This window comes from Trinickia sp. (assembly GCF_051953405.1).
In the GTDB taxonomy this organism is placed as follows: domain Bacteria; phylum Pseudomonadota; class Gammaproteobacteria; order Burkholderiales; family Burkholderiaceae; genus Trinickia.
In genome coordinates, this window is the sequence record NZ_JBQCIV010000075.1 from 1 (window position 1) to 19,708 (window position 19,708).

Sequence of the window (19,708 nt, forward strand, 5' to 3'; positions counted from 1 at the left end):
CATGGAACCTCTCGGCTATATCCCACCCGCTGAAGCTGAGGCAAACTACTACCGGCAACTCAGCAACGCAGTTGCGATGCCGGCATCAACTTAAACCAACCAGCCTCCACGATTCCCGGGGCGATTCAGTCCATCGGACCTCAAGAATACCGAGTAGCCGCCGATAGTAAGCCATGATTGAAAACCAAGTAGCGATGACAGCCGTTCCACTCGGTGAGCCCGACTTGGGCCCCGGGGGATCTCCCAATAGGTCCTTTGATCGAGCCCCTCACGTCCGCCGCGCGTTTTCCTATCAGGACTACGCCGCTTATGCGCTGCTTTTGAGGTCCATCGACGGTTTTCCGCATAGAGAGCTTTGGGTCGAACACCACGAAGACATTCTCGCGATTCGGTCGGATGGACGGTATGACCTCTTTCAAGTCAAAACGTCCGACTCGTCGCCTGAACCTTGGATGATTGGGGACAAACCAATACATGATGCGATAGCTCGATTTTGCGCACATGAGGCTATACATCGAGACGAAATCGTTTCGTATTTTCTGTACTCAAACGTTCGTCCCTATGTGCCGGCGAATACCGCGACAGTAGAGAGGCGGGCACGATCATTCAAGATTTTGCAGCACGAGCTTTCCCAGAAGGGTGTTAACCAACTGACGCCCGAAATTGCTGCCTCACTTGCCATCGTTCAAAAGGCGGTGAGCGTGAGTCAGGATACTTTGCTCGAAGTTATCCGTAAGCTCCGTTTCATGGTAGGACCGTCGATAGATACGATCAGCGATAACTGGCCCTCCGCTCTGTGCGTAGCACGCCCGGCTTTGAAGCGCTGGCCGATCCACGAGGTGGTCGACCTGCAAAACATGCTGATACATCGCATTCGGTCAGCCGGGTCAGCCGGTGCTCCCCCACTGCTATTGCATACATCGCCTGTCTCCGCCGGTGGCCTTTCGACCGCCGAAGTGATGTGGCGTCGAATTGACGTTGGCGCTATGCGTCGCAAGGTATCTCGGCGGATGTCGAGACGGAAATGGAGCCGCGTGTTGCTTTCCGTCGGAAAGATTGCAATATGGATGGTCGTCGGAGGCATCGCATTGAGACCAATACTGCAAGTCAGTCCTTTACAGCAGGCGGTAAACGTCATCCAACACAGTCGAAACGGAGTCCTTCCGGCGGATTTCAACGAATCTGTCGCCATCGTACGCGCTGCCCATAAGCCGTTGGAGCACCTCGATCTCGAGGGGGCGACCGTACAATGTTTGGATTTATCCGGTCTTAATATGTTGCAAGCGTCGGGACAGTTTATGCACGCGACTGGCACAAACTTTGACAACAGCATCCTCGGCGGCGCTATCTTCGGCAACAGCGAGCTCAATGGGGCGAAGTTCCGGCACACGCACATGGATGCTATATCGTTCGAGCACAGCAATATGCTCGTCGCCGATTTGGTAGGCGCAGAGGCACGGAACGCACATTTTGATGGAGCGTCACTCACTGGCGCTAATCTTTCTCACGGTGCATTCTCAGGTACTGACTTCAGTGGTGCCGACCTACAATCAACCGAGATAGTTGATACGGATATGAGTAAGACGGATCTCAAGGGGAGCGTGTTAACAGACGCAAATGTTAGTGGCGTCGATTTCACAGGTGCTAAACATCTTACACAGGCGATGCTTTCCTCGGCTTGTATCGTTGGGACCAAAGCGCCCGTGGTCGACGCGCCGTTAAAGCCTCCGTCAAAAGCCTGCTACAACACTCCGCAAGAGCGAGAGGAAAGGCAAACCAAGCGACTATTGACGTTGGCAATGGGGCAATTGGCAGTATCTCAGGGGTACTGCAAGAACTTTCAGCATCAGTTCCGCCCATCTGATTCCAAGCTCTATCCGAACGAAAACGAAGGCATGTGGTTCGGGCCGGAAGAAATCGGGGATGGAACTAGTCACTAGGGATGCTAGCTCGTTGCGCGATGTTTTGTGAATGAATGTATTGACATCGGCACCGGTCGTCCGGCGAAGGGCGACGAAAGGCTGTTCCAGGTCGGTTTGTGCCGAATGTTAGACGTCCGGGCCGCGGCGTCCTTTGCGCACCCGACCTCCGCGGACGTTCCAGGTGTGAGCGCCGGTGTCGTGACACTGAGCGACGGTGCACCGCCTAAAGCGGTCACCCAAGAACCCAAGAACGAAGGGACCCGCGCCGGTCCCTTTGTCGTAGATGGCGTCGATCAGGACGGCGGGTCAGGCTCGTTGAACGGTACTCGTGTTGTCGATGATCTGCCTACCAGGCAGATAACGGGCTCTGACGATTTCACGCAAGTCATCGAGAGGTTCGACGACGGCGAACGCCAGGATCGCGACCGCCGTCGCCAGCGGCCGCGACTAAACACGAAACGCGAAACCGCTTATCTCACGGCCACATCCCCCTGCCCGGCCGGAGCCTTCACCGTGACAGCCGACACGAGCCCTGTCACAACGATATTGGCCACCAACGCGATCAAACCGATATAAGTCGGATACGTGGCTCCCGCAAAATGCAGTGCGAACACCGGCTTCAGTCCCTGCTCCGCCGCCAGCACCGTACCCAGCGTGATCCCAGCCAGCCATCCCAGGAACAACCCCGAAGAAGTCAAGCGCCGCGTATAGAGCGAAAACACCACCGCCGGGAAGATCTGCAAGATCCAAACGCCGCCCAGCAGCTGCATATCGATCGCGTATTGCGTCGGCAGCGCGACGATGAACAGCAGCGCCCCGAACTTCACGACGAGCGACACGAGCTTCGCATTCGCGGCCTCTTTTTGCGGCGTCGCGTTCGGCGCGATCAAGGGCTTATACAGATTGCGCGTGAACAAGTTGGCCGCCCCGATCGACATGATCGCCGCCGGCACGAGCGCGCTAATTGCGATCGCCGCCGCAGCGAAGCCGACGAACCACGACGGAAACAGCGTAAGAAACAGCGTCGGTACGACGTCGGAGGGGGACTTCACCTGCACGCCCGCTGCAATCGCCATATAACCGAGCAATGCGATAAGGCCGAGCAACACGGTATAGGCCGGCAAGAAAATCGCATTCTTCTTGACGGTCGCGGCCGAACTCGACGAAAGCACGCCCGTCATCGTGTGCGGATACATGAAGGCCGCCAGCGCCGAACCCAACGCAAGCGTCGCATAAGCCGTGAATTGCGAAGGCTTCAGCAGAATGCCCGTTGCTCCGCCCTTCGCCGCGAAGTGCTTATCCGCGATATCGAACAGCGCGCCATAGCCGCCAAGCTTGGTCGGAATCCAGCACACGGCAACGATCACCACGATGTAGATCATGATGTCTTTGACGAACGCGATCATCGCCGGCGCGCGCAACCCGCTCGCATAGGTATAGAGCGCCAGGATCACGAACGCGATGATCAACGGCAATTCGCCGGTAATCCCCAGGCTCTTGATGACCACCTGCATCCCGACGAGCTGCAGCGCGATATAAGGCATCGTCGCCACGATGCCCGTGACCGCGATCGCCGCGGCCAGCCACTTGCCGCCGAACACACCCTGCACGTAGTCAGCCGCGGTAATGTGATTGCCGCGGTGGCACGCCTCCCAGAGCTTCGGCATGACAGCGAATACGAACGGATAGACGATGATCGTATAGGGCAACGCAAAGAACCCGTACGCACCGACGGAATAGACGAGCGCAGGGACGGCGATCACGGTGTAAGCGGTGTAGAAGTCGCCGCCCACGAGGAACCACGAGATGACCGTACCGAATTGGCGGCCGCCGAGCCCCCATTCGTGCAATTGCGAGAGATCGCCTCGCTTCCAGCGTGCCGCCACGAAACCGAGCACGGTGATGAACGCAAAGAAAGCGATAAAGATGACCAGAGCGGTCGTATTGACGGAAGTCGGTGCGTTCATTTGGCGCTCCGATAAACGGCGTACATCAGCAGCGAAGTAATCGGCACCCAAAGAAATTGGTACCAGTAAAAGAAAGGGAAACCGAGCAGCGATGGCCGCGCGTCGCTGTAAAACGGTAGCCACAGCAAGGCGAAATACGGCAACAGCAAGATCAGCGGTAGCCACGAGCGACGTGGCACGGTGGAGGTCTCCATGATGCTCCTTAGGGGGCTGACAATCGGGCGACGACCGACGCATGACCTCATGCGGCGACCGAACGCGCTCTGTCTTTATTGAACTATCGTGGGATGAATCGAGCCGAACGCGATGTTTGCTTGCGAAGATGGAACTGCGCTTCTTGCAAATCGAATTGCGTTTGACGGGCGTAGTATTCGCGTGCGGCATATCGGCCGCAAGCGCACAACTACTTAGGCGCGCTACGTAGAATTACGTAGCAGCTAGGTGGCACGCGGCGCGCACGTAACGAACCGTTATTGCGCGCGCAAGGATAGGCAATCCCGTGCGAGTCAAGACAGCGCTTTCTCGGCAATTGCGTCGAGCCTGCGCCATAGCGAGGCGGCCGTGAAGTCGTCGATAACCTCGTTCGCACCGGCATCGAGCAGTGTCTGAGCCGGCAACGCGGTACGCATGCCGAACGTATAGATCCCTGCCGCGCTGGCCGCACGAATGCCCGAGAGGGAATCTTCGAATGCCAACGCACGCTCGGCGATTCCACCCAGCCGCTCGAGCCCGGTCAAGTAAGGCAGTGGATCGGGTTTGCCGCGCGGCAATTCATCGCCGATCACTAGCGCGTCGATTCGGTCGGCCAGCGCAAGCCCGTTCAACATCAGCTCCGCGTTGGCTCGCGGCGCATTCGTCACGACGGCGATCCGCACACCGCGCGAACGCGCCCAATCGAATACCTTCAGCGCGCCCGCGATAGGGTTCATGCGAGTTGCCGAGGCGCGAAACAGCGCCTCCTTGCGGTCGGCCAGCGCTCGATGTTCGCTTGCGGGCACGTCCGGGAAAAACTCGCGCATGATGACGTCGTTCGTCGCGCCCATGATGCGCGATTGATAGGTTTCGATCGTGATACTGCGCCCTCGCTCGCCGAGCAAGACTTGAAAGGCGCCGAAGTGGAGTTCGTCCGTATTGACGAGCGTGCCGTCCAGATCGAACAGCAACGAAAAATTGGGCTGCATAAGTGGGATGTGTCCGCGTGCCGTTCGTCTAATCCACAAGCCGGTGAAGCTTGGCGTATTGCAACAGCATGATCGTCTTGCCGTCCATGATCTCGCCGCGGCCAACGCGAGCGAGCGCGTCGTCGAGCGTCATTTCCAACACTTCGATTTCCTCGCCGTCGGATTCGACGCCGCCGCCGTTGCTCACTTTATCCTTGCCGAAATATTCGCCGACGAAGAAATACAACCGCTCGGTCACGGACCCGGGACTCATGAACGCTTCGAAAACCTTCCGCACGTTCTCGATGCGATAGCCCGTTTCCTCTTCGGTTTCCTTACGGATGCACGTTTCGGCGTCGTCGCGATCGAGCAGGCCGGCGCAGGTTTCGATCAACATGCCGTCGTGTTCGTTCACGAACGCCGGCAGGCGAAACTGACGTGTCAGGACGACCGTCTTCCTTTCGGCGTTATAAAGCAAGATAGTGGCCCCGTTGCCGCGATCGTAGGCTTCGCGCGTCAGCGTTTGCCATTTGCCGTCCCTGCGCAAAAAATCGAACGTGTATTTGCGCAAGACGTACCAGTTGTCGGACAGCACTTCCGTCGATTTGATCCGCACGCGATCGTTCCCGCGCTCGCACTCGCTCGTAGCCAAAGCAACGCTCCTCGATAGACGAAACACGCCATGCCGCAGGCGAAAACGACAAACATACACGCAATTCGCCCGACATTCACGCCAGCGCAGCACCTGCCCTCAATGCGCCCGCGTGCAGCAATGCGGCACGCGCCGCCACGAGCGATGCGCGCGCCGCGCGCGCATCGAACGCCAAACGGATCATGGCCGGCAGTTGTCGGGGATCGCGCGCGAGTTCGCGCAGAATCGGCGCAAGCGCGGTCGTGCCGTCCTCGCGCAAGCCCGCCGTCGCTGCCGGAGGCAGCGTGCGCCACGCAGGATCGACGATCGCGCGACAGACGACGAAGGGCAGCCCACGTGCGCCCGCGTGCGCCGCGGCAATATGCGACTCCATGTCGACGGCCAGCGCCCCCGTCGCACCATGCAGCGAGGCCTTTTGATGTTGCGTCGCGACTGGCACCGTCACCGCTGCCATGGCGCCGCATACGACACGCGTTGCCGGCAGCGAGGCCCGAAGCGCGGACGCGATGCGATCGCGCCACGCGGCGTCGGTCGATATCCGCCCGGACGGCCCGTCGATCGCGTCGGCCACCACCAGCGCGCCGGGCAATAGATCCGGGCTCAAACCGCCCGCGGTGCCGAAGCTCATCACGCCCGATGCGCCACGCGCCAAGGCCTGCTCCAGCGCGCGTTCGAGCCGATCGGCGCGCGCCGCATACACGACTTCGACGCCGGGCGCGCGGGCGATACGCGCCTCGAACGCCATCCCCGTCACGATGACGAGGGGCAACGCCGCTCTCGAATCGGCCGCCATTACATCCCGACCGCGACGCGTTTGAGCCCGTCGCGCTTGAGATTGCGGTACCGTGCCAGCGCCCAGAGCGGGAAGAACTTGCGGTAGCCGTGATAGCGCAGATAGAACACGCGCGGGAAGCCGGTGGCCGTGAAACGCGTTTCGTCCCACAGACCGTGCTCGCGCTGCGCATCGACGAGATACGCGACGCCCTTTGCCACGGCGGGATGCTCGATCACACCGGCCGCCATCAATCCGAGCAGCGCCCACGCCGTTTGCGACGCGGTGCTCGTGGCCTTTTCGTAGCCGTGATAGTCGAGCTTGTAGCTCGCGCCGTCCTCGCCCCAGCCGCCGTCCTCGTTTTGAATCGAGATCAGCCATTGCGCCGCACGTTGGATACGCGCGTCGTCATGGGCGATGCCGGCCGCATTCAACGCGCACAGCGCTGTCCACGTGCCGTAGATGTAGTTCATACCCCAACGGCCGTACCAGCTGCCGTCGTCTTCTTGTTCGTCGAGCAAATAATCGTAGGCGCGACGCGCGGGTTCGCTGTTACCCGGCATTTCGCCCATTTGCGCGAGCATCGACAAGCACCGACCCGAGACGTCCGCCGTCGGCGGATCGAGTAGCGCGCCGTGATCCGAGAACGGAATGTTGTTCAAGTAGTACTGGGTGTTTTCGGGTTCGAAGGCGCCCCATCCCCCGTCGCTGCTCTGCATACCCACGATCCACTCGCGCGCGCGCGCAATGGCTTCGCGGTCGACGTTCGAGCGCGTGAGCGCGGCCGCGCGATGCATCGCCATCACCACGACGGCCGTGTCGTCCACATCGGGGTAGTAAGGGTTCGCGTATTGAAACGCCCAGCCGCCGGGCCGCACGTCGGGACGGCGCGAGATCCAGTCGCCGCGCACGTCGAGCACTTGCAGCGGCCGCAGCCATTGCAAACCGCGCTGGGCCGCTTCCTGGGCCTTCGGCGCCTCGGTTTCGAGCAGCGCATGCGCGACGAGCGACGTATCCCACACCGGCGACAAACAGGGCTGGCAGTACGCTTCGTCTTCGGCAATCGCGAGCAGCTTGTCGATCGACGCGCGCGCGATCGCGCGGGTCGGCTATTCGGTCCCATAGCCGAGCGTGTCGTACATCATAACGGCGTTGGCCATAGCGGGGAAAATCGCCCCGAGACCGTCCTCGCCGTTCAGCCGCTCATCGACAAACGCGACCGCCGCCCGAACCGCGCGCTCGCGCGTCTTCTTCGGAAACAAGCCGTCGACGGCGCGCAGGACCGTATCGATCACGCGAAAGAAGGCGAACCAACCGCGGCTCTGGTGGCCGGCACGCGGCAACAAACCGGTTTGGGACGGGCTGCCGAGAAAGAGTTCGTCGATGCGAACCCCGCGCGGATTTTTCGCGACAGGCCGCCGCGCGTTCAGCACGAGCAACGGCACGATCACCGTCCGCGCCCAATACGACACCTTCGAGAGATGGAACGGGAACCACTGCGGCAGCAGCGTGATCTCCACCGGCATCATCGGCACCGCACTCCACGGAACGATGCCGAACAACGCCAGCAAGATGCGCGTGAAGACGTTGACCGCCTCCGCCCCGCCCGCGCCGAGAATCGCTGCCCGCGCGCGTTGCATGTGCTCGGCGTCTTCGCGTTCGCCGGCCATTTTCAGCGCGAAATACGCCTTCACGCTCGCGCTGACGTCCATCGCTCCGTCGGTGAAAAGAGGCCAGCCGCCGTCGGCGAGTTGAATTCGGCGCAGATAGCGCGCGATCTTGGCCTCGAGTTCGGCATTAGGCGTCTCGCCAAGATAATGACCGAGCAAGATGTACTCGGCTGGAATCGTCGCATCCGCTTCCAGTTCGTACACCCAATGCCCGTCCGGGCGCTGATCGGCCAGGATGGAGTCCGTCGCACGCTCGATGGCGGCGTCTAGTGCAATGCGCCCGTGCGCGGCATCGGCCGTGCTCGAGGCTGCCATCACGGCGGCGGGGGCGGAAATGTCGTTCATCGGCATATCAATGGGTTGGAGACGAAGCGCGCGGCTTCGTCGGTCGTCTTTCGTCAATGGGCGTCGTCGGCTCGGACGCCCTGCGATCCGGGCGGGGCGGCGCGCGCCTCAGAAAAACGCGTAGCGCGCAACGATCCACAACAGGCGCAAACGCGGTTTGGCCACGGGCGTGCGCGGCAGATCGAAACCTCGCTCGAGCGTACGCTCGAGCAAACACCGGTAAACGCCGGACATGATGCGCGGTGCGCGCACGGCTTTGCGCGGCGCGCCGTCCATAATCGCGTCTGCCTGAGCAAAATGCGCCAGCGCGCGCTGTGCAAGCGTCGCGCACACACGCGGCAGCGAAGGATCGTCGGCAATCTCGGTCGGATTCGTCGCGGCGATTCCCTCGCGCGCGAGCAATTCGCGCGGCAAGTAGCACCGGTCGATGGCGGCGTCCTCGTCGATATCGCGCAAGATGTTCGTGAGCTGCAACGCCCGCCCGAGATGGTGAGACAGCGCATGTCCCGCCTCTTCACTCATCCCGAAAACCCTCACCGACAGCCGGCCGGCCGCACTGGCTACGCGGTCGCAGTACAGATCCAGCGTGGCTTCGTCGGGGGCGCAGATATCGGCCGCGGCGTCCATCGCCATGCCGTCGATCATCGCGTAAAAATCTTCGCGGCGCAGATCGAACGCGCGTATCTGCCGTACCAGCGGCGCCAACGCAGGGCGAGGCTCGCCGTCGTAACAGGCGTCGATATCGGCACGCCAGCGTTCGAGCCCGGCACGGCGCTCCGCGCGTGGCGCGTCGCTGTCGGCGATGTCGTCGACGGCACGGCAGAACGCGTAGATCTGAAACATCGCCTCGCGCTGCGCAGCCGGCAAGATGCGCATGGCGAGATAGAACGAGCTGCTCGACGACGCGGCAGCGGCGTCGGGTGCTGCTTCGTCCGCGACGAGATTGGAAACGGCCAAGGCGAACTCCGCTGTGGCGCCCTCGCAGGGCGAATGAGAATCGATGCTATTTGCGGCGCACCGCGTGGGCGCCGCTGGGGCCGCAGTCGGGCGCCGCAGGGGCGCTCCTCGAGCGCACGCCTACGACGCAACGCGCTTCAGTGCGTTTCAGCGCGCTTGAACGTGATTCGACGGCGGCGCGACGCACCGGCAAGGCAGCCGGAAACGGCCAAAAGTATACCAACGTTTCATTCGGTGCCACAGTCCGCGCCCTCGGGTGCGCGCGCGCATGGGCGCTTGGGCCGCAGGTGGCCGGCGTTTAGGCGAGCGCGACGGAGCGATTGCGCCCCTGCCGCTTGGCGCTGTAGAGCGCGGCATCGGCCTCGTTGATGAGGACTTCGTAGGTAGGCAGTCCCGGGCGCGCCGCCGCGCCGCCCACGCTCGCCGTAACCGGCACGCGCACGCCCTCGGCCTCGACGGGCGTGTCGCCGATCGTCATCCGGATTTTTTCCGCCACGAGCATCGCATCGGCCAGCGGCGTGCATGGCAGCAGCAATGCGAATTCCTCGCCGCCGAAGCGGCCGAACGTATCCTGCACGCGCACAGCGTCGGACACGCGCTGCGCCATCACGCGCAGCACCGTGTCGCCGACCGCGTGCCCGAAGCGGTCGTTGATGTCCTTGAAATGATCGAGATCGAACAGCAGCACGGAGAGTTCGCCGCCATAGCGCTGCCAGCGCAGAAACTCGTCGCGCAGCCGATCCTCGAAGAAACGCCGGTTCGCAATGCCCGTCAGCCCGTCCCGATTGGCGTACTCCTGCAGCTTTTCGACGGCTTCCTCGCGTTCGCGCTGCATCACGCTCACATGCGTCACGTCCGAGAGGGTCACGCACACCGCCACGACTTCGCGGCCGCGCGTCAGCGGCATGAACGTACAGTCTTGCTGCATGAAATCGACGCCGCCCGTGATCGGCCGGTCGTGATCGAACTTGAAGAGATAGGGGCGTTGCTCCCACGAGCTGAACGCGAAACTGCCCAGTTGGAAGACGCTTTCGACCTTGCGCGACAGCCACACGCGCGGCAATTCGGGAAAGCTTTCGAAGATCGATCGGCCGACGACGGTTTCGGCCGGTTGCCCGCTATGGTCCTGCATGAACCGGTTCCACATCAGCACCTTCATGTCGCGGTCGAGTACGAAGATACCGAACCCGACGCGCTCGATCACCAAGTCGCTGAGAGATTGGTCCATCGTCGCATCGTTCATAGGCTGGACAGTAGCGCGTCGAGCGCTTCGTTCATCCGACGAATCGAGTCTTCCGCCATCAGCATGACGAGATGGGCGCGGAAGGTCTGGTCTTCGAGCGCGAAATTGACCTCGAGCAGCAACGCGACCTTCCAGGCGAGGACGTCGGCCTGAAAGACATCGTCGAGCGAAATCTGTTCGCCGAGCATGCCGGGCGGCGAGAAAATTGGCGTGCGATCGAGCTGATTGAGAATGCACGACACGCATGCGCCCGTCAGCACGTTGGCCACGTCGAACATCAATTCGGTCTGGCTCACCGTGTCGTAGGCCGAATGCACGTAGGGATCGTTGACTAGCGCGCAGAGCTGCCCAACGCCGCTGCTGCGGCAAATGACGAGCGCCTCGCCCTTGATGTCGGAGCGAAAGCCCTGTCGCACCGCGGTGACGCTCTCGTCGATTCCCGTCATTTCGCGCAGCGTTTGCGCCGCGTCCTCCGCTTGGACGACACGCACGCGCGGCACCGACAGTTCGATGAAGGTATCGAGTAGTCGCGCCAAACGCGTCGCCGCCTGCCCCATCGCCAGATTGGCGATTTCCTGCAAGGCGTCGCGCTGATCTTCGCTAAACACGTTCTCACGCATACAACCCGTACTCCTTGAGGATGGGCAATATTGCCTCTGGGGTCACGGGCTTGGCGATGAACGCGGCGGCGCCGAGGGCACGCACGCGCTCCTGGGCCAGCGGCTGCACGTCGGCAGACACGACAATCACGAACGTATTCAAGTCCTCGTGCTGCAACGCTTCGAGTACTTGGTAGCCGTTCATGTCCGGCATCGTCAGGTCGAGGAACATCACCGAGGCTTTCCCCTCGCGGTAAAGTGCGAGGGCCTCGCGGCCGTTCGATGCGTATGCGATGTCGACGTCCCAGTCTCCCGGCAAGGCTTTCGTCAAAACCTTACGGGCAAGCAGGGAATCATCGGCGATCACAATCGGCAAAGGCATGGCAAGCGTGACGAAAAATCGAAAGCGGTCTATATCGCGTTAACGGCGGCTCGGAGCGTTTTCTTTAACGGGAGCGGAGCGTGTCGACGGGCGGTGGCAAGCGCGAGAGGCTCGCACTTTCAGCGTGCGCTCGTTACAACGAGCGCATCGTATTCCTAAAAGTGAAGCGAAATTCTCGGAGCAAACCGGCGGAAAATCAACTCTCCAATTTCAGAATGGATCGAGCAAGTTCATACGTTTCTTCGGTATGAGGAAAAAAGCATTACGATAACGCACAGATATGCGTAGATTTTTCTTTTGTGTACGTTTGCGCTTCCGATTTCATCGCTGTTTTAGGGCGAACGTTCGGAAAGGTCGCTCGGCGCCAATCCCAACGAAAAGGCCGGCGCGGACCAACTCGCTTATGATGATTACCCGGCGCCCCCGCCGATTGGACGACAAAGGATATGATCCGACGGCTCGATGACTCCACGACGAACGGCTTGCCCGACGATTGGCAAGACAATTCGCCGGCGCTGGGGATGCCCGAGCCCGATTTCGCGGTCCGGCGTTTCACGCTGATCGCCCTGCTCGCCGCCGCAATCGTCTTGCCCGCGATCTACGCCGCGGCAGTCGTCTATTCGAATTTTCGGGCGCGCGTCGCATCGGCCACGGACGCAACCGTCAGAACGGTACGCATTGCCGAAGAGCACGCGCTAAAGGTGTTCGACCTGAACGAAACGCTCGACGCGCGCGTCGACGATCTCGTGCGCGGGCTCGATAACGACGCCATCCGCGCGCACGAAGCCGATATCCACAACAAGCTGCAAACCATCGGTGGAGGCTACCCGCAAGTCGCGTCGGTATCGATCTTCGGCCCGGAAGGCTTGTTGCTGGCGAACAGCCGATACTACCCGGCGCCGCACGCCTCGATCGCGTCGCGGGACGATTTCGTCGGTATCCGCGGCGGCCACATCCTCGAACACGTGTCGAAGGTCATGGTGTGGCACGCCGGCAGCGGCGAGGCCGTCTTCAACACCGGCATCGCACGACGCGCCCCGACGGGTGCCTTCGCGGGGCTCGTCTCGGTGGCGCTGCGCCGTTCGTACTTCGAATCGTTTTATCGCGAACTGCTCGGCTCCGAGCGGGGCGCCATGACGGTGATGCTCACGCGCACCGACGGCGCCGTGCTCGCATCGTATCCGCCACGCCCCGAATCGGCTGTCGTTGCGCCGCGATTCGCCGCGGCGCTGGCAGCCGGCAGCCGTTCGGGCGTGCTCCGGCTGCCGGGCGATCATGCCGGGCACAGCGGACACGACGGGCAAATCCTGGCCTACCGCCAGGTGGGCTCCTATCCCGTCTATGTATCGTGCGCGTACAGCGTCTCGGCAATTTGGGCTGCGTGGTCCCGCCGCGCGCTGGTGTTCGCCGCGTCCGTCTTCACGCCTTCGATCGTGCTGTGGCTCGTGCTCCTTTTGTCGCTCAAACGGCTGGCGGCCGAGAAGCAAGCATGGGAGCAATGGCAAGCCGAAGCGTCGATGCGCCGCTCCATCGAATCGGCCTATCGGCAATCGCGCAAAATGGAGACGCTCGGCAACCTGGTCGGCACGGTCGCACACGATTTCAACAATCTACTGACCATCATCGCCACGAACGTTCAGATCGCCCGCCGGCGCGGCGTGGCGGTCATCGATCGGGAACTGGGCGCAATCGAGCGCGCCTTGAAGAACGGGCAGTCGCTCACGCGGCAGCTCCTAGGCGTCGCACGCAAGCAGCCGCTACGCAGCGAAACGCTCGATCTGTCGCGTTGGATGAGCGCGAGCCGCGAGCTGTTGCGCACCTCGCTCGGCGCGAATGCCGCGCTCGTCGTCGACATCGGCCGCGATGTGTGGCCGATCGAAGTCGATAGCGCCGAACTCGAGCTTGCGCTCATCAACGTGGCCGTCAACGCGCGCGACGCAATGCCGGGCGGTGGGCGCTTCACGGTCCGCGCGACGAACGTCCGACTCGAGCCGGAAGCCGGCTTCGCGCTCACGGGCGAATTCGTCCAGATTTCGCTGGAAGATACGGGTTCGGGCATGCCGCCCGACGTGCTTGCGCATGCGTTCGAACCGCTCTTCACGACCAAACCCAAGGGAATGGGAACGGGGTTGGGCTTGCCGCAAGTCTTCGCGTTTTGCGACCGGTCCGGGGGACTGGCGACGATCGACAGTACGCCCGGTCTCGGCACGTCGGTGCGGCTTTACTTGCCGCGTGCCCACGAAACGCCGGCCGCCGCGCCGGCCGAGCGGGAACGGACGATGGACGCGCCCGCGCTCGGCGGCCTGCACGTGCTGCTCGTGGAAGACAACGACGAAGTGGCGGCCGGAACGGAAGCGCTGCTGCGCATGATGGGCCATCGCGTCACGAGCGCGTTCAATGCGGACGCCGCGTTGCGCCTGATCGCCGATACGGTTTCACGCCTCCCCGATCCCTTCGACGTGCTGATCTCCGATATCCACATGCCCGGCGCCGCCAATGGCATCGATCTGGCGGAAGCGGCCCAAGCGCTCGAGTCGCCTTTGCCCGTCATTCTGATCACGGGCTACGCGCAAGAACTCGAGCGGGCCCGGAATGTCAACGTACGCGTGCTGTCAAAACCTTTCGATATCGCCCTGCTCGAGTCGATGCTTCAGACCATTCGCCGCGAACGCGACGATCGCGCGCATGCGCACGGCAAGGCGAGCTGAGCGACGCGGCGCGAATTTTGCGTGCCGTTATCGCTAATCGAGCCTCGAGGAGGTTGCCATGCAGCACACGGTCATCGCATTCTTCGATACCTACCCCCAAGCCGAAGCCGCGAGGGACGCGCTGTTCGCGGCCGGCATCGCCCCGGAAAACGTGGCGCTCAAGGCAAAATGCGAGCCGACTTTCGCGAGCGATGCGACGACGGCTTACGAATCGGCGCCCGTGGCGGGCGAAGGCCTGCTCGCGAGCATCGAACGCTTCTTCGAATCGCTGTTCGAAAGCGCGCCGCCCGAGCGGGAACGCGCACACTATGCAGAAGCCGTTCGGCGCGGCGCGGTCATGATCTGCGTCGATGCCGCAACCGACGCGCTCGCGCAGCTGACGCGAACGACGCTCGAGGCGATGGGGCCGCTCGATGTGGAGGAACGAGCCGCGACGTGGAGTCCCCCGGCGGACGAAGCCACACGCTCGCATTCGCTGCTGGAAGAACTCGGCCTGCGTTCGAGCGTCCCGGTCCCGCCGACACCGCCTGGGGCCGTCTACACGTACCCACGCGACGAGGCTCGCGCAACCACGGTCAACCCGGGGGCAAGCGCCGAGCGCGCGGCCACCGAGCGTACTGCCACCGACGCGGCGGCGACGGCCGTCGCCGCGGGATCGGCCCCGGGAATGGGCGCCGTCTTCACCTCTGGGCGCAGTACGGCGGCGGCGACCACAGCCGCCCCGGTGCCCGAAAGCGCGCCCGCTCGCTCACCGGCTGTCCCCGACGAGTACCTCCAAGACGAAGAGACGTATCGCGGCGACAAGCCGGATTCGGGAACGACGTGAGTTTTTACTTCGCCGGGTGATGCCGTTTCACCCACGCTTCGAAGCGCTGCACGAAGGTCGTGAGGAATTTGCGCGTGTCGTCGTTGGCGATCGCGCCGGCGCCGTCGAAGAAAGCGTCGGTGTGTTTGAGGAAGATTTCGGGCTGCCCGAGCGTCGGCACGTCCAAATAGGAAAGGACATTGCGCAGATGCTGCTGCGCCAAGGCCGTTCCGGTCGCGCCGACGGAGATCCCGCATACGGCCGCCGGCTTGTCCTTCCACGAATTGGTCCCCCACGGCCGCGAACCCCAGTCGAGCGCGTTCTTCAGAACACCGGGCATCGACCGGTTGTACTCGGGCGTGACGAACAATAATCCGCTCGCGGCCTCGACCCGCGCTTTCAATTGCTTGGCGACGTCGGGGAAATTCGCGTCGTAGTCTTGGCTGTAGAGCGGCAGGGAGCCGATGTCGAGAAACGAGAATTCGAACTCGTCGCTCGCGAGTTGGGTCAAGGCATGCGCGAGTTGTTTGTTGAACGATTCACGCCGCAAGCTGCCGACGACGATTTCTATCTTGTATGCCATGGTCCTTGCTCCTCTAGGTGAGAACGACCAAGCCGAAACGCGCGGCTCGGCCCGAGCCAACCATGATAGACGCCGTTGCGAGAACCCGCCGGCTCGTTTTTCCGGCAACCCACTAAACACCCGGCCGGCCGGGGTTTCGTCCCATCCTTTCCACAACCTTTTCCACAGAAACTGTGGATAACTCGTCGATATCCCGAGCGGATTACGAATCGACACATCTGTGTCCGTCCCGTGACGCGAGGTGACGCAAGCGCGGCTTTTCCACTTTCTTGCGTCCGCCGTGCATCCGTTCGTTCGAGCCCCGCGTATTGAAGACAGCAACGGTCGAGCGTCGAACAAGAACGCCGGCTCGAGCGACTCAAGCCTCAGTTGGGCTTCTCTCACCTCACCTTTAGGAGAATCACATGAACAAGCAATGGATCGCTGCCGCCGCCTTCACCGCCGCGCTGGGTGCGACGCTCGCCACTCCGGTTTTCGCGGCCGATATGGAGAAGTGCTATGGCATCGCAAAGGCCGGACAAAACGATTGCAAGGGCAACAACCACTCGTGCGCGGGTCAGTCGACGAAGAGCATGGATAAGGGCGAGTTCAAGGCCGTCGCCAAGGGCACGTGCTCGCAACTCGGCGGCTCGCTCACGCCGGGGATGTAAGCGCATCGGATCTTGACCGGTCGGCTGCAGAGCGTGTGTGGACGGCCGGTCCGTCGGCTGGATAGCGGGGGACGCAAATGAATCCGAAGGTATTGACGGCAGCAGGGCTCGGGCTGCGCGGGCCGCACGTCGCCGCCGTACTCGCGCGCCAGCCGGCGGTCGGCTGGTGGGAAGTCCACAGCGAGAACTATTTCGGCGGCGGCGAACCCATCGCCGCGCTCGAGCAAGTAAGAGCCGGCTACCCCGTGAGTCTGCATGGCGTGGGGCTCGGCCTCGGGAGTGCGGACGCCCCGCGAAGCGAGCATTTGAGCCAATTGAAGGCGCTCGTCGAACGCATCGAGCCGATACTCGTTTCCGAGCATCTCTGTTGGAATCGTGCAGGCGGGCACTACTTCAACGACTTACTGCCCGTGCCTCGGATCGAGGGCGCACTCGATCTCGTCGCCCGACATATCGATCTCGTTCAGAACGTACTCGGTCGCTCGATTTTGATCGAGAACGTTTCGGCTTATGTCGCCTTCGAGGGCGAACTCTGCACCGAAGCGCAGATGCTCGCCGAACTCGTTGCGCGAACCGGCTGCGGCGTGTTGCTCGATCTGAACAATCTGCATGTCAATGCGCTCAACTTGCGCATCGATCCGTTCGCCGAACTTGCGCGGCTGCCGAAGCACTGCGTGGGCGAGATGCACGTGGCCGGGTTCGAGTGGATGGACGGCACGGCGATCGACACGCACGGCGCAGCGGTTTCCGACGCGGTCTGGACGCTGCTCGATGCGGCGCTCGAACGTTTCGGGCCGACGGCGGTGCTGCTCGAACGCGACACGCATCTGCCGCCGCTCGACTCGCTGCTGCAAGAGTATGCGCAACTGCAAGCGCGCGTGCTTGCGAGTCCGTCTTACGCGCTCATGCCCCCACAGACGACAGCCGAGGCGGCGACATGTTGACGAATCAGGCTTACGGCGCGGTGCTCGATGGCTTTGCCGCATCGCTCCTCGACGATACGGTCGCCGCGAACGGCATCGCAAAGGAGAGCCGCGAGCGGATGAGCCTCTATCGAAACAACGTTCGACTCAACCGCATCGCGGCGCTCACGGACGCCTTCGTCAATGTCGTGCAGCTCGTGGGGGCGGACTATTTCAGCGCGCTTGCGCGGGCGTATGTCGATTGCACGCCGTCGAGTTCGCCGAACCTTCACGATGACGGCGCCACGCTGCCGGCGTTCGTTCGTGGCTTCGCGCCCGCGGCCGATTTGCCCTACTTGGGCGATGTGGCCGACGTCGACTGGCTGCTGCATCGCGCCTACTTCGCCGCCGACGCCCGCGCCATCGATACGTCGGCGCTCGTCGAACTCGGCTCCGAGCGCTTTGCGGCGGCTTCGATTCGATTGATGCCGTCGGTCGGGCTCGCGCGCTCTCCCGCTTGGCCGATTGCCGACATCTTGCGCATGCACGCCGACGGGACGCCCGCGCAGCTTGGCGCCGGCGGCCAATCCGTACTGATCTGGCGGGAAGGCTTCGCGGTTCGTTGGCGAGCGCTCGCGCCGGCCGAAGCGGACGCCATGGCCGCATTGATGACCGGCAAGCCCATGCAGGAAGCACTTTCGCAAACAGAGGTCGATGCCAATTCGTTGCTTGCGCAACTATTCGGTCACCGGCTCGTTCTCGCCATCGAGGAGCATTCGTGAAAACCGTATCCAACTTATTGCGCCGTCTCGATGACGTCGCCGTCGCACTGCAACCGCTCGCCGCGCTTGTGGTCAGGCTTTATCTATTGCGCGTCTTCTTTCTGTCGGGGCTGACCAAATTGCGCAGTTGGGACAGTACGCTTTATTTATTTTCCAACGAATATCACGTCCCCGTTTTGCCACCGGCCGTTGCCGCGGTCATGGGCGCAGGAGGCGAATTGATTTTCCCCATCTTGCTCTTGCTGGGCTGGCAGGGGCGGTTCGCGGCCGCGGGACTCTTCGTCGTCAACCTTGTCGCGGTCATGTCTTACCCCGGGTTGGAGCCGGTGATGATCAAGGACCATGTTCTGTGGGCCGTGCTCATCGCCTACTTGTTCTTTCATGGCGTAGGCCGGTGGTCGCTACAGGGCATGCTTCAGCGGCCGAAGGTGGCGCAAGTCCAGCGCGGACATGTTTGACGGGAGGTGGCGCAGTTCGAGGGCTTGGCCTTTGACTGGCGCGGTCCAACATGAGCGGGGCGAAGCCTTTTGGGGAGCTGAAACGCTCGGTCCGATGCGCGAACCGGCGCATCGGATCAATGTGAATCGGCGGACATCGGCGGGTTCCGCGTCGCTGAACCGATGGAATTAGGCAAACAAAGCTTCGACGTTTTCGGGCGGACGTCCAATTACCGCCTTTCCGTTGCGCACCACGATCGGACGCTGCAACAAAACCGGATGGGCGACTATCGCTTCCAGCAATTGCTCGTCGCCCATCTTCGGATCGGCGAGTCCCAATTCCTTGTACGGCGTCTCGCTGTCACGAATCATGTCTCTGACGGAGCCGCCGAGCATTTGGTGGAGCGCTTTGAGGTCGTCTAGCGTGGGCGGCTCTTTAAGGTATTCCACAATTTCGACTGGCTCGCCGGATTGCTTAAGCCGATCGTTGATTAGGTCGCATGCACCGCGCGACTTGGAGCAGCGAGGGTTGTGATAGATGGTGATCATGATTGCGACGTCGGTTGCTTGGGGGAGTGCCATTTTACGGGTTCGAGCCCGGAACCGAGAACACGCCCGGATCCATATGCTCGATGTTTAAGATTGGAGCCGAACGGTTGCTCGATGCGGGGGGCCTTCGCTCGGGGCCTAGGTGGCGCCTCTCGGCTTACGCACAGCGACGCCCATTCCTACCGGTCAGGCGGTTTCGCGCGTTCGGTGTCCGCGCTGGCCGCTAGCCGTCAGCGACGCTCACGCGAAGTTTATGCGCATAAAGCAGCACGCAGCACGCAGCACGCTGGCGCTGGCGCTGGCCAGGCCAGGCGGGAAGGCGGCAGGCAAGCAGTAAGACAGGCGGGTGTAGGCCGAACGACGCGCACAGGCTGGGCGCTCCGGCGATCGCACAAAGTTTATGCGCATAAAGCTGGGCTGTTAGCCGGGCGACGGGCACAGGGCCACGCTTTCCGGCGATCGCCCGAGCAACTGAACCCTGCGTGCCTCGTGTACCGCGTCGAGGCGGAGCTTGGTCGCACTCCGCTGAAGGGCTTCGAAACGTGGCTAGTCTCACGAGGGTGCCGATCCGCGGTCACGGTCCTACCAGCCGCGGGTAGGCCATCGAACCGACCGGTTTGCGT

The 19,708-nt window shown here is 62.4% G+C and carries 18 protein-coding genes and 1 pseudogene; 7 read left to right on the top strand and 12 right to left on the bottom strand.

Going from position 1 to position 19,708, the window contains the following annotated elements:
• The first annotated feature begins 173 nt into the window (after nucleotides 1-173).
• Nucleotides 174-1,940, top strand: a complete 1,767-nt coding sequence (locus ACTHN9_RS12690; RefSeq protein WP_440537116.1) for a dsDNA nuclease domain-containing protein — start codon at nucleotides 174-176, stop codon at nucleotides 1,938-1,940.
• A gap of 452 nt (nucleotides 1,941-2,392) precedes the next feature.
• Here ACTHN9_RS12690 and mctP read toward each other — a convergent pair whose 3' ends face one another.
• From mctP to ACTHN9_RS12740, 10 genes and pseudogenes are all read right to left on the bottom strand, one after another.
• On the bottom strand, nucleotides 2,393-3,889 hold the full coding sequence (mctP, locus tag ACTHN9_RS12695) for a monocarboxylate uptake permease MctP (RefSeq protein ID WP_440537117.1): 1,497 nt from the start codon (nucleotides 3,887-3,889) through the stop codon (nucleotides 2,393-2,395).
• The gene (locus ACTHN9_RS12700) at nucleotides 3,886-4,083 is read right to left on the bottom strand and encodes a DUF3311 domain-containing protein (protein WP_440537118.1); all 198 of its coding nucleotides are present in this window, start codon (nucleotides 4,081-4,083) and stop codon (nucleotides 3,886-3,888) included. Before ACTHN9_RS12700 ends, mctP begins: the two co-directional genes overlap by 4 nt.
• A gap of 312 nt (nucleotides 4,084-4,395) precedes the next feature.
• Nucleotides 4,396-5,070 (bottom strand): HAD family hydrolase, encoded by a 675-nt coding sequence (locus ACTHN9_RS12705; protein WP_440537119.1) that lies wholly within the window; start codon nucleotides 5,068-5,070, stop codon nucleotides 4,396-4,398.
• A gap of 28 nt (nucleotides 5,071-5,098) precedes the next feature.
• Nucleotides 5,099-5,701, bottom strand: coding sequence for an NUDIX domain-containing protein (locus ACTHN9_RS12710; protein WP_440537120.1), 603 nt, complete (start codon nucleotides 5,699-5,701; stop codon nucleotides 5,099-5,101).
• Nucleotides 5,702-5,777: 76 nt separating this feature from the next.
• Nucleotides 5,778-6,494 (bottom strand): phosphorylase, encoded by a 717-nt coding sequence (locus tag ACTHN9_RS12715; protein WP_440537121.1) that lies wholly within the window; start codon nucleotides 6,492-6,494, stop codon nucleotides 5,778-5,780.
• A pseudogene (gene shc / locus ACTHN9_RS12720) lies at nucleotides 6,494-8,488 on the bottom strand (squalene--hopene cyclase). Before shc ends, ACTHN9_RS12715 begins: the two are co-directional and overlap by 1 nt.
• A 108-nt stretch (nucleotides 8,489-8,596) precedes the next feature.
• Nucleotides 8,597-9,445 (bottom strand): presqualene diphosphate synthase HpnD, encoded by an 849-nt coding sequence (gene hpnD / locus ACTHN9_RS12725; RefSeq protein WP_440537122.1) that lies wholly within the window; start codon nucleotides 9,443-9,445, stop codon nucleotides 8,597-8,599.
• A gap of 298 nt (nucleotides 9,446-9,743) precedes the next feature.
• Nucleotides 9,744-10,673 (bottom strand): sensor domain-containing diguanylate cyclase, encoded by a 930-nt coding sequence (locus ACTHN9_RS12730; protein WP_440537123.1) that lies wholly within the window; start codon nucleotides 10,671-10,673, stop codon nucleotides 9,744-9,746.
• Nucleotides 10,674-10,684: 11 nt separating this feature from the next.
• Nucleotides 10,685-11,308 carry a chemotaxis protein CheC gene (locus ACTHN9_RS12735; protein WP_440537124.1) on the bottom strand — a complete coding sequence of 208 codons (624 nt, stop codon included), beginning with the start codon at nucleotides 11,306-11,308 and terminating at the stop codon, nucleotides 10,685-10,687.
• Nucleotides 11,301-11,669 (bottom strand): response regulator, encoded by a 369-nt coding sequence (locus ACTHN9_RS12740; protein ID WP_440537125.1) that lies wholly within the window; start codon nucleotides 11,667-11,669, stop codon nucleotides 11,301-11,303. Before ACTHN9_RS12740 ends, ACTHN9_RS12735 begins: the two co-directional genes overlap by 8 nt.
• A gap of 446 nt (nucleotides 11,670-12,115) precedes the next feature.
• Here ACTHN9_RS12740 and ACTHN9_RS12745 point away from each other — a divergent pair, with 446 nt between their 5' ends.
• Together ACTHN9_RS12745 and ACTHN9_RS12750 are read left to right on the top strand one after the other, a co-directional pair.
• Nucleotides 12,116-14,377, top strand: coding sequence for an ATP-binding protein (locus ACTHN9_RS12745; protein WP_440537126.1), 2,262 nt, complete (start codon nucleotides 12,116-12,118; stop codon nucleotides 14,375-14,377).
• 58 nt (nucleotides 14,378-14,435) lie between these two features.
• Nucleotides 14,436-15,203, top strand: coding sequence for a hypothetical protein (locus ACTHN9_RS12750; protein WP_440537127.1), 768 nt, complete (start codon nucleotides 14,436-14,438; stop codon nucleotides 15,201-15,203).
• Nucleotides 15,204-15,207: 4 nt separating this feature from the next.
• Here the strand turns inward: ACTHN9_RS12750 and ACTHN9_RS12755 are convergent, their stop codons facing one another.
• Nucleotides 15,208-15,765, bottom strand: a complete 558-nt coding sequence (locus ACTHN9_RS12755) for an NADPH-dependent FMN reductase (RefSeq protein WP_440537128.1) — start codon at nucleotides 15,763-15,765, stop codon at nucleotides 15,208-15,210.
• Between the two features lie 404 nt (nucleotides 15,766-16,169).
• Between ACTHN9_RS12755 and ACTHN9_RS12760 the strand changes: the two genes are divergently transcribed.
• The 4 genes from ACTHN9_RS12760 (at nucleotide 16,170) to ACTHN9_RS12775 (ending at nucleotide 18,557) form a co-directional block, all read left to right on the top strand.
• Entirely contained in the window at nucleotides 16,170-16,415 is a 246-nt protein-coding gene (locus ACTHN9_RS12760) for a BufA1 family periplasmic bufferin-type metallophore (RefSeq protein WP_440537129.1), read from the top strand.
• A gap of 77 nt (nucleotides 16,416-16,492) precedes the next feature.
• Nucleotides 16,493-17,359, top strand: a complete 867-nt coding sequence (gene bufB, locus ACTHN9_RS12765) for an MNIO family bufferin maturase (protein WP_440537130.1) — start codon at nucleotides 16,493-16,495, stop codon at nucleotides 17,357-17,359.
• On the top strand, nucleotides 17,353-18,099 hold the full coding sequence (locus ACTHN9_RS12770) for an HvfC/BufC family peptide modification chaperone (RefSeq protein ID WP_440537131.1): 747 nt from the start codon (nucleotides 17,353-17,355) through the stop codon (nucleotides 18,097-18,099). The genes bufB and ACTHN9_RS12770 overlap by 7 nt, the downstream gene beginning before the upstream one ends.
• Entirely contained in the window at nucleotides 18,096-18,557 is a 462-nt protein-coding gene (locus ACTHN9_RS12775) for a DoxX family protein (protein ID WP_440537132.1), read from the top strand. The genes ACTHN9_RS12770 and ACTHN9_RS12775 overlap by 4 nt, the downstream gene beginning before the upstream one ends.
• A gap of 168 nt (nucleotides 18,558-18,725) precedes the next feature.
• On the opposite strand, the gene arsC is transcribed toward ACTHN9_RS12775, so the two are convergent.
• A complete protein-coding gene (gene arsC, locus ACTHN9_RS12780) occupies nucleotides 18,726-19,085 on the bottom strand; it encodes an arsenate reductase (glutaredoxin) (protein ID WP_440537133.1) in 360 nt (119 codons plus the stop codon).
• Nucleotides 19,086-19,708 lie beyond the last annotated feature (623 nt).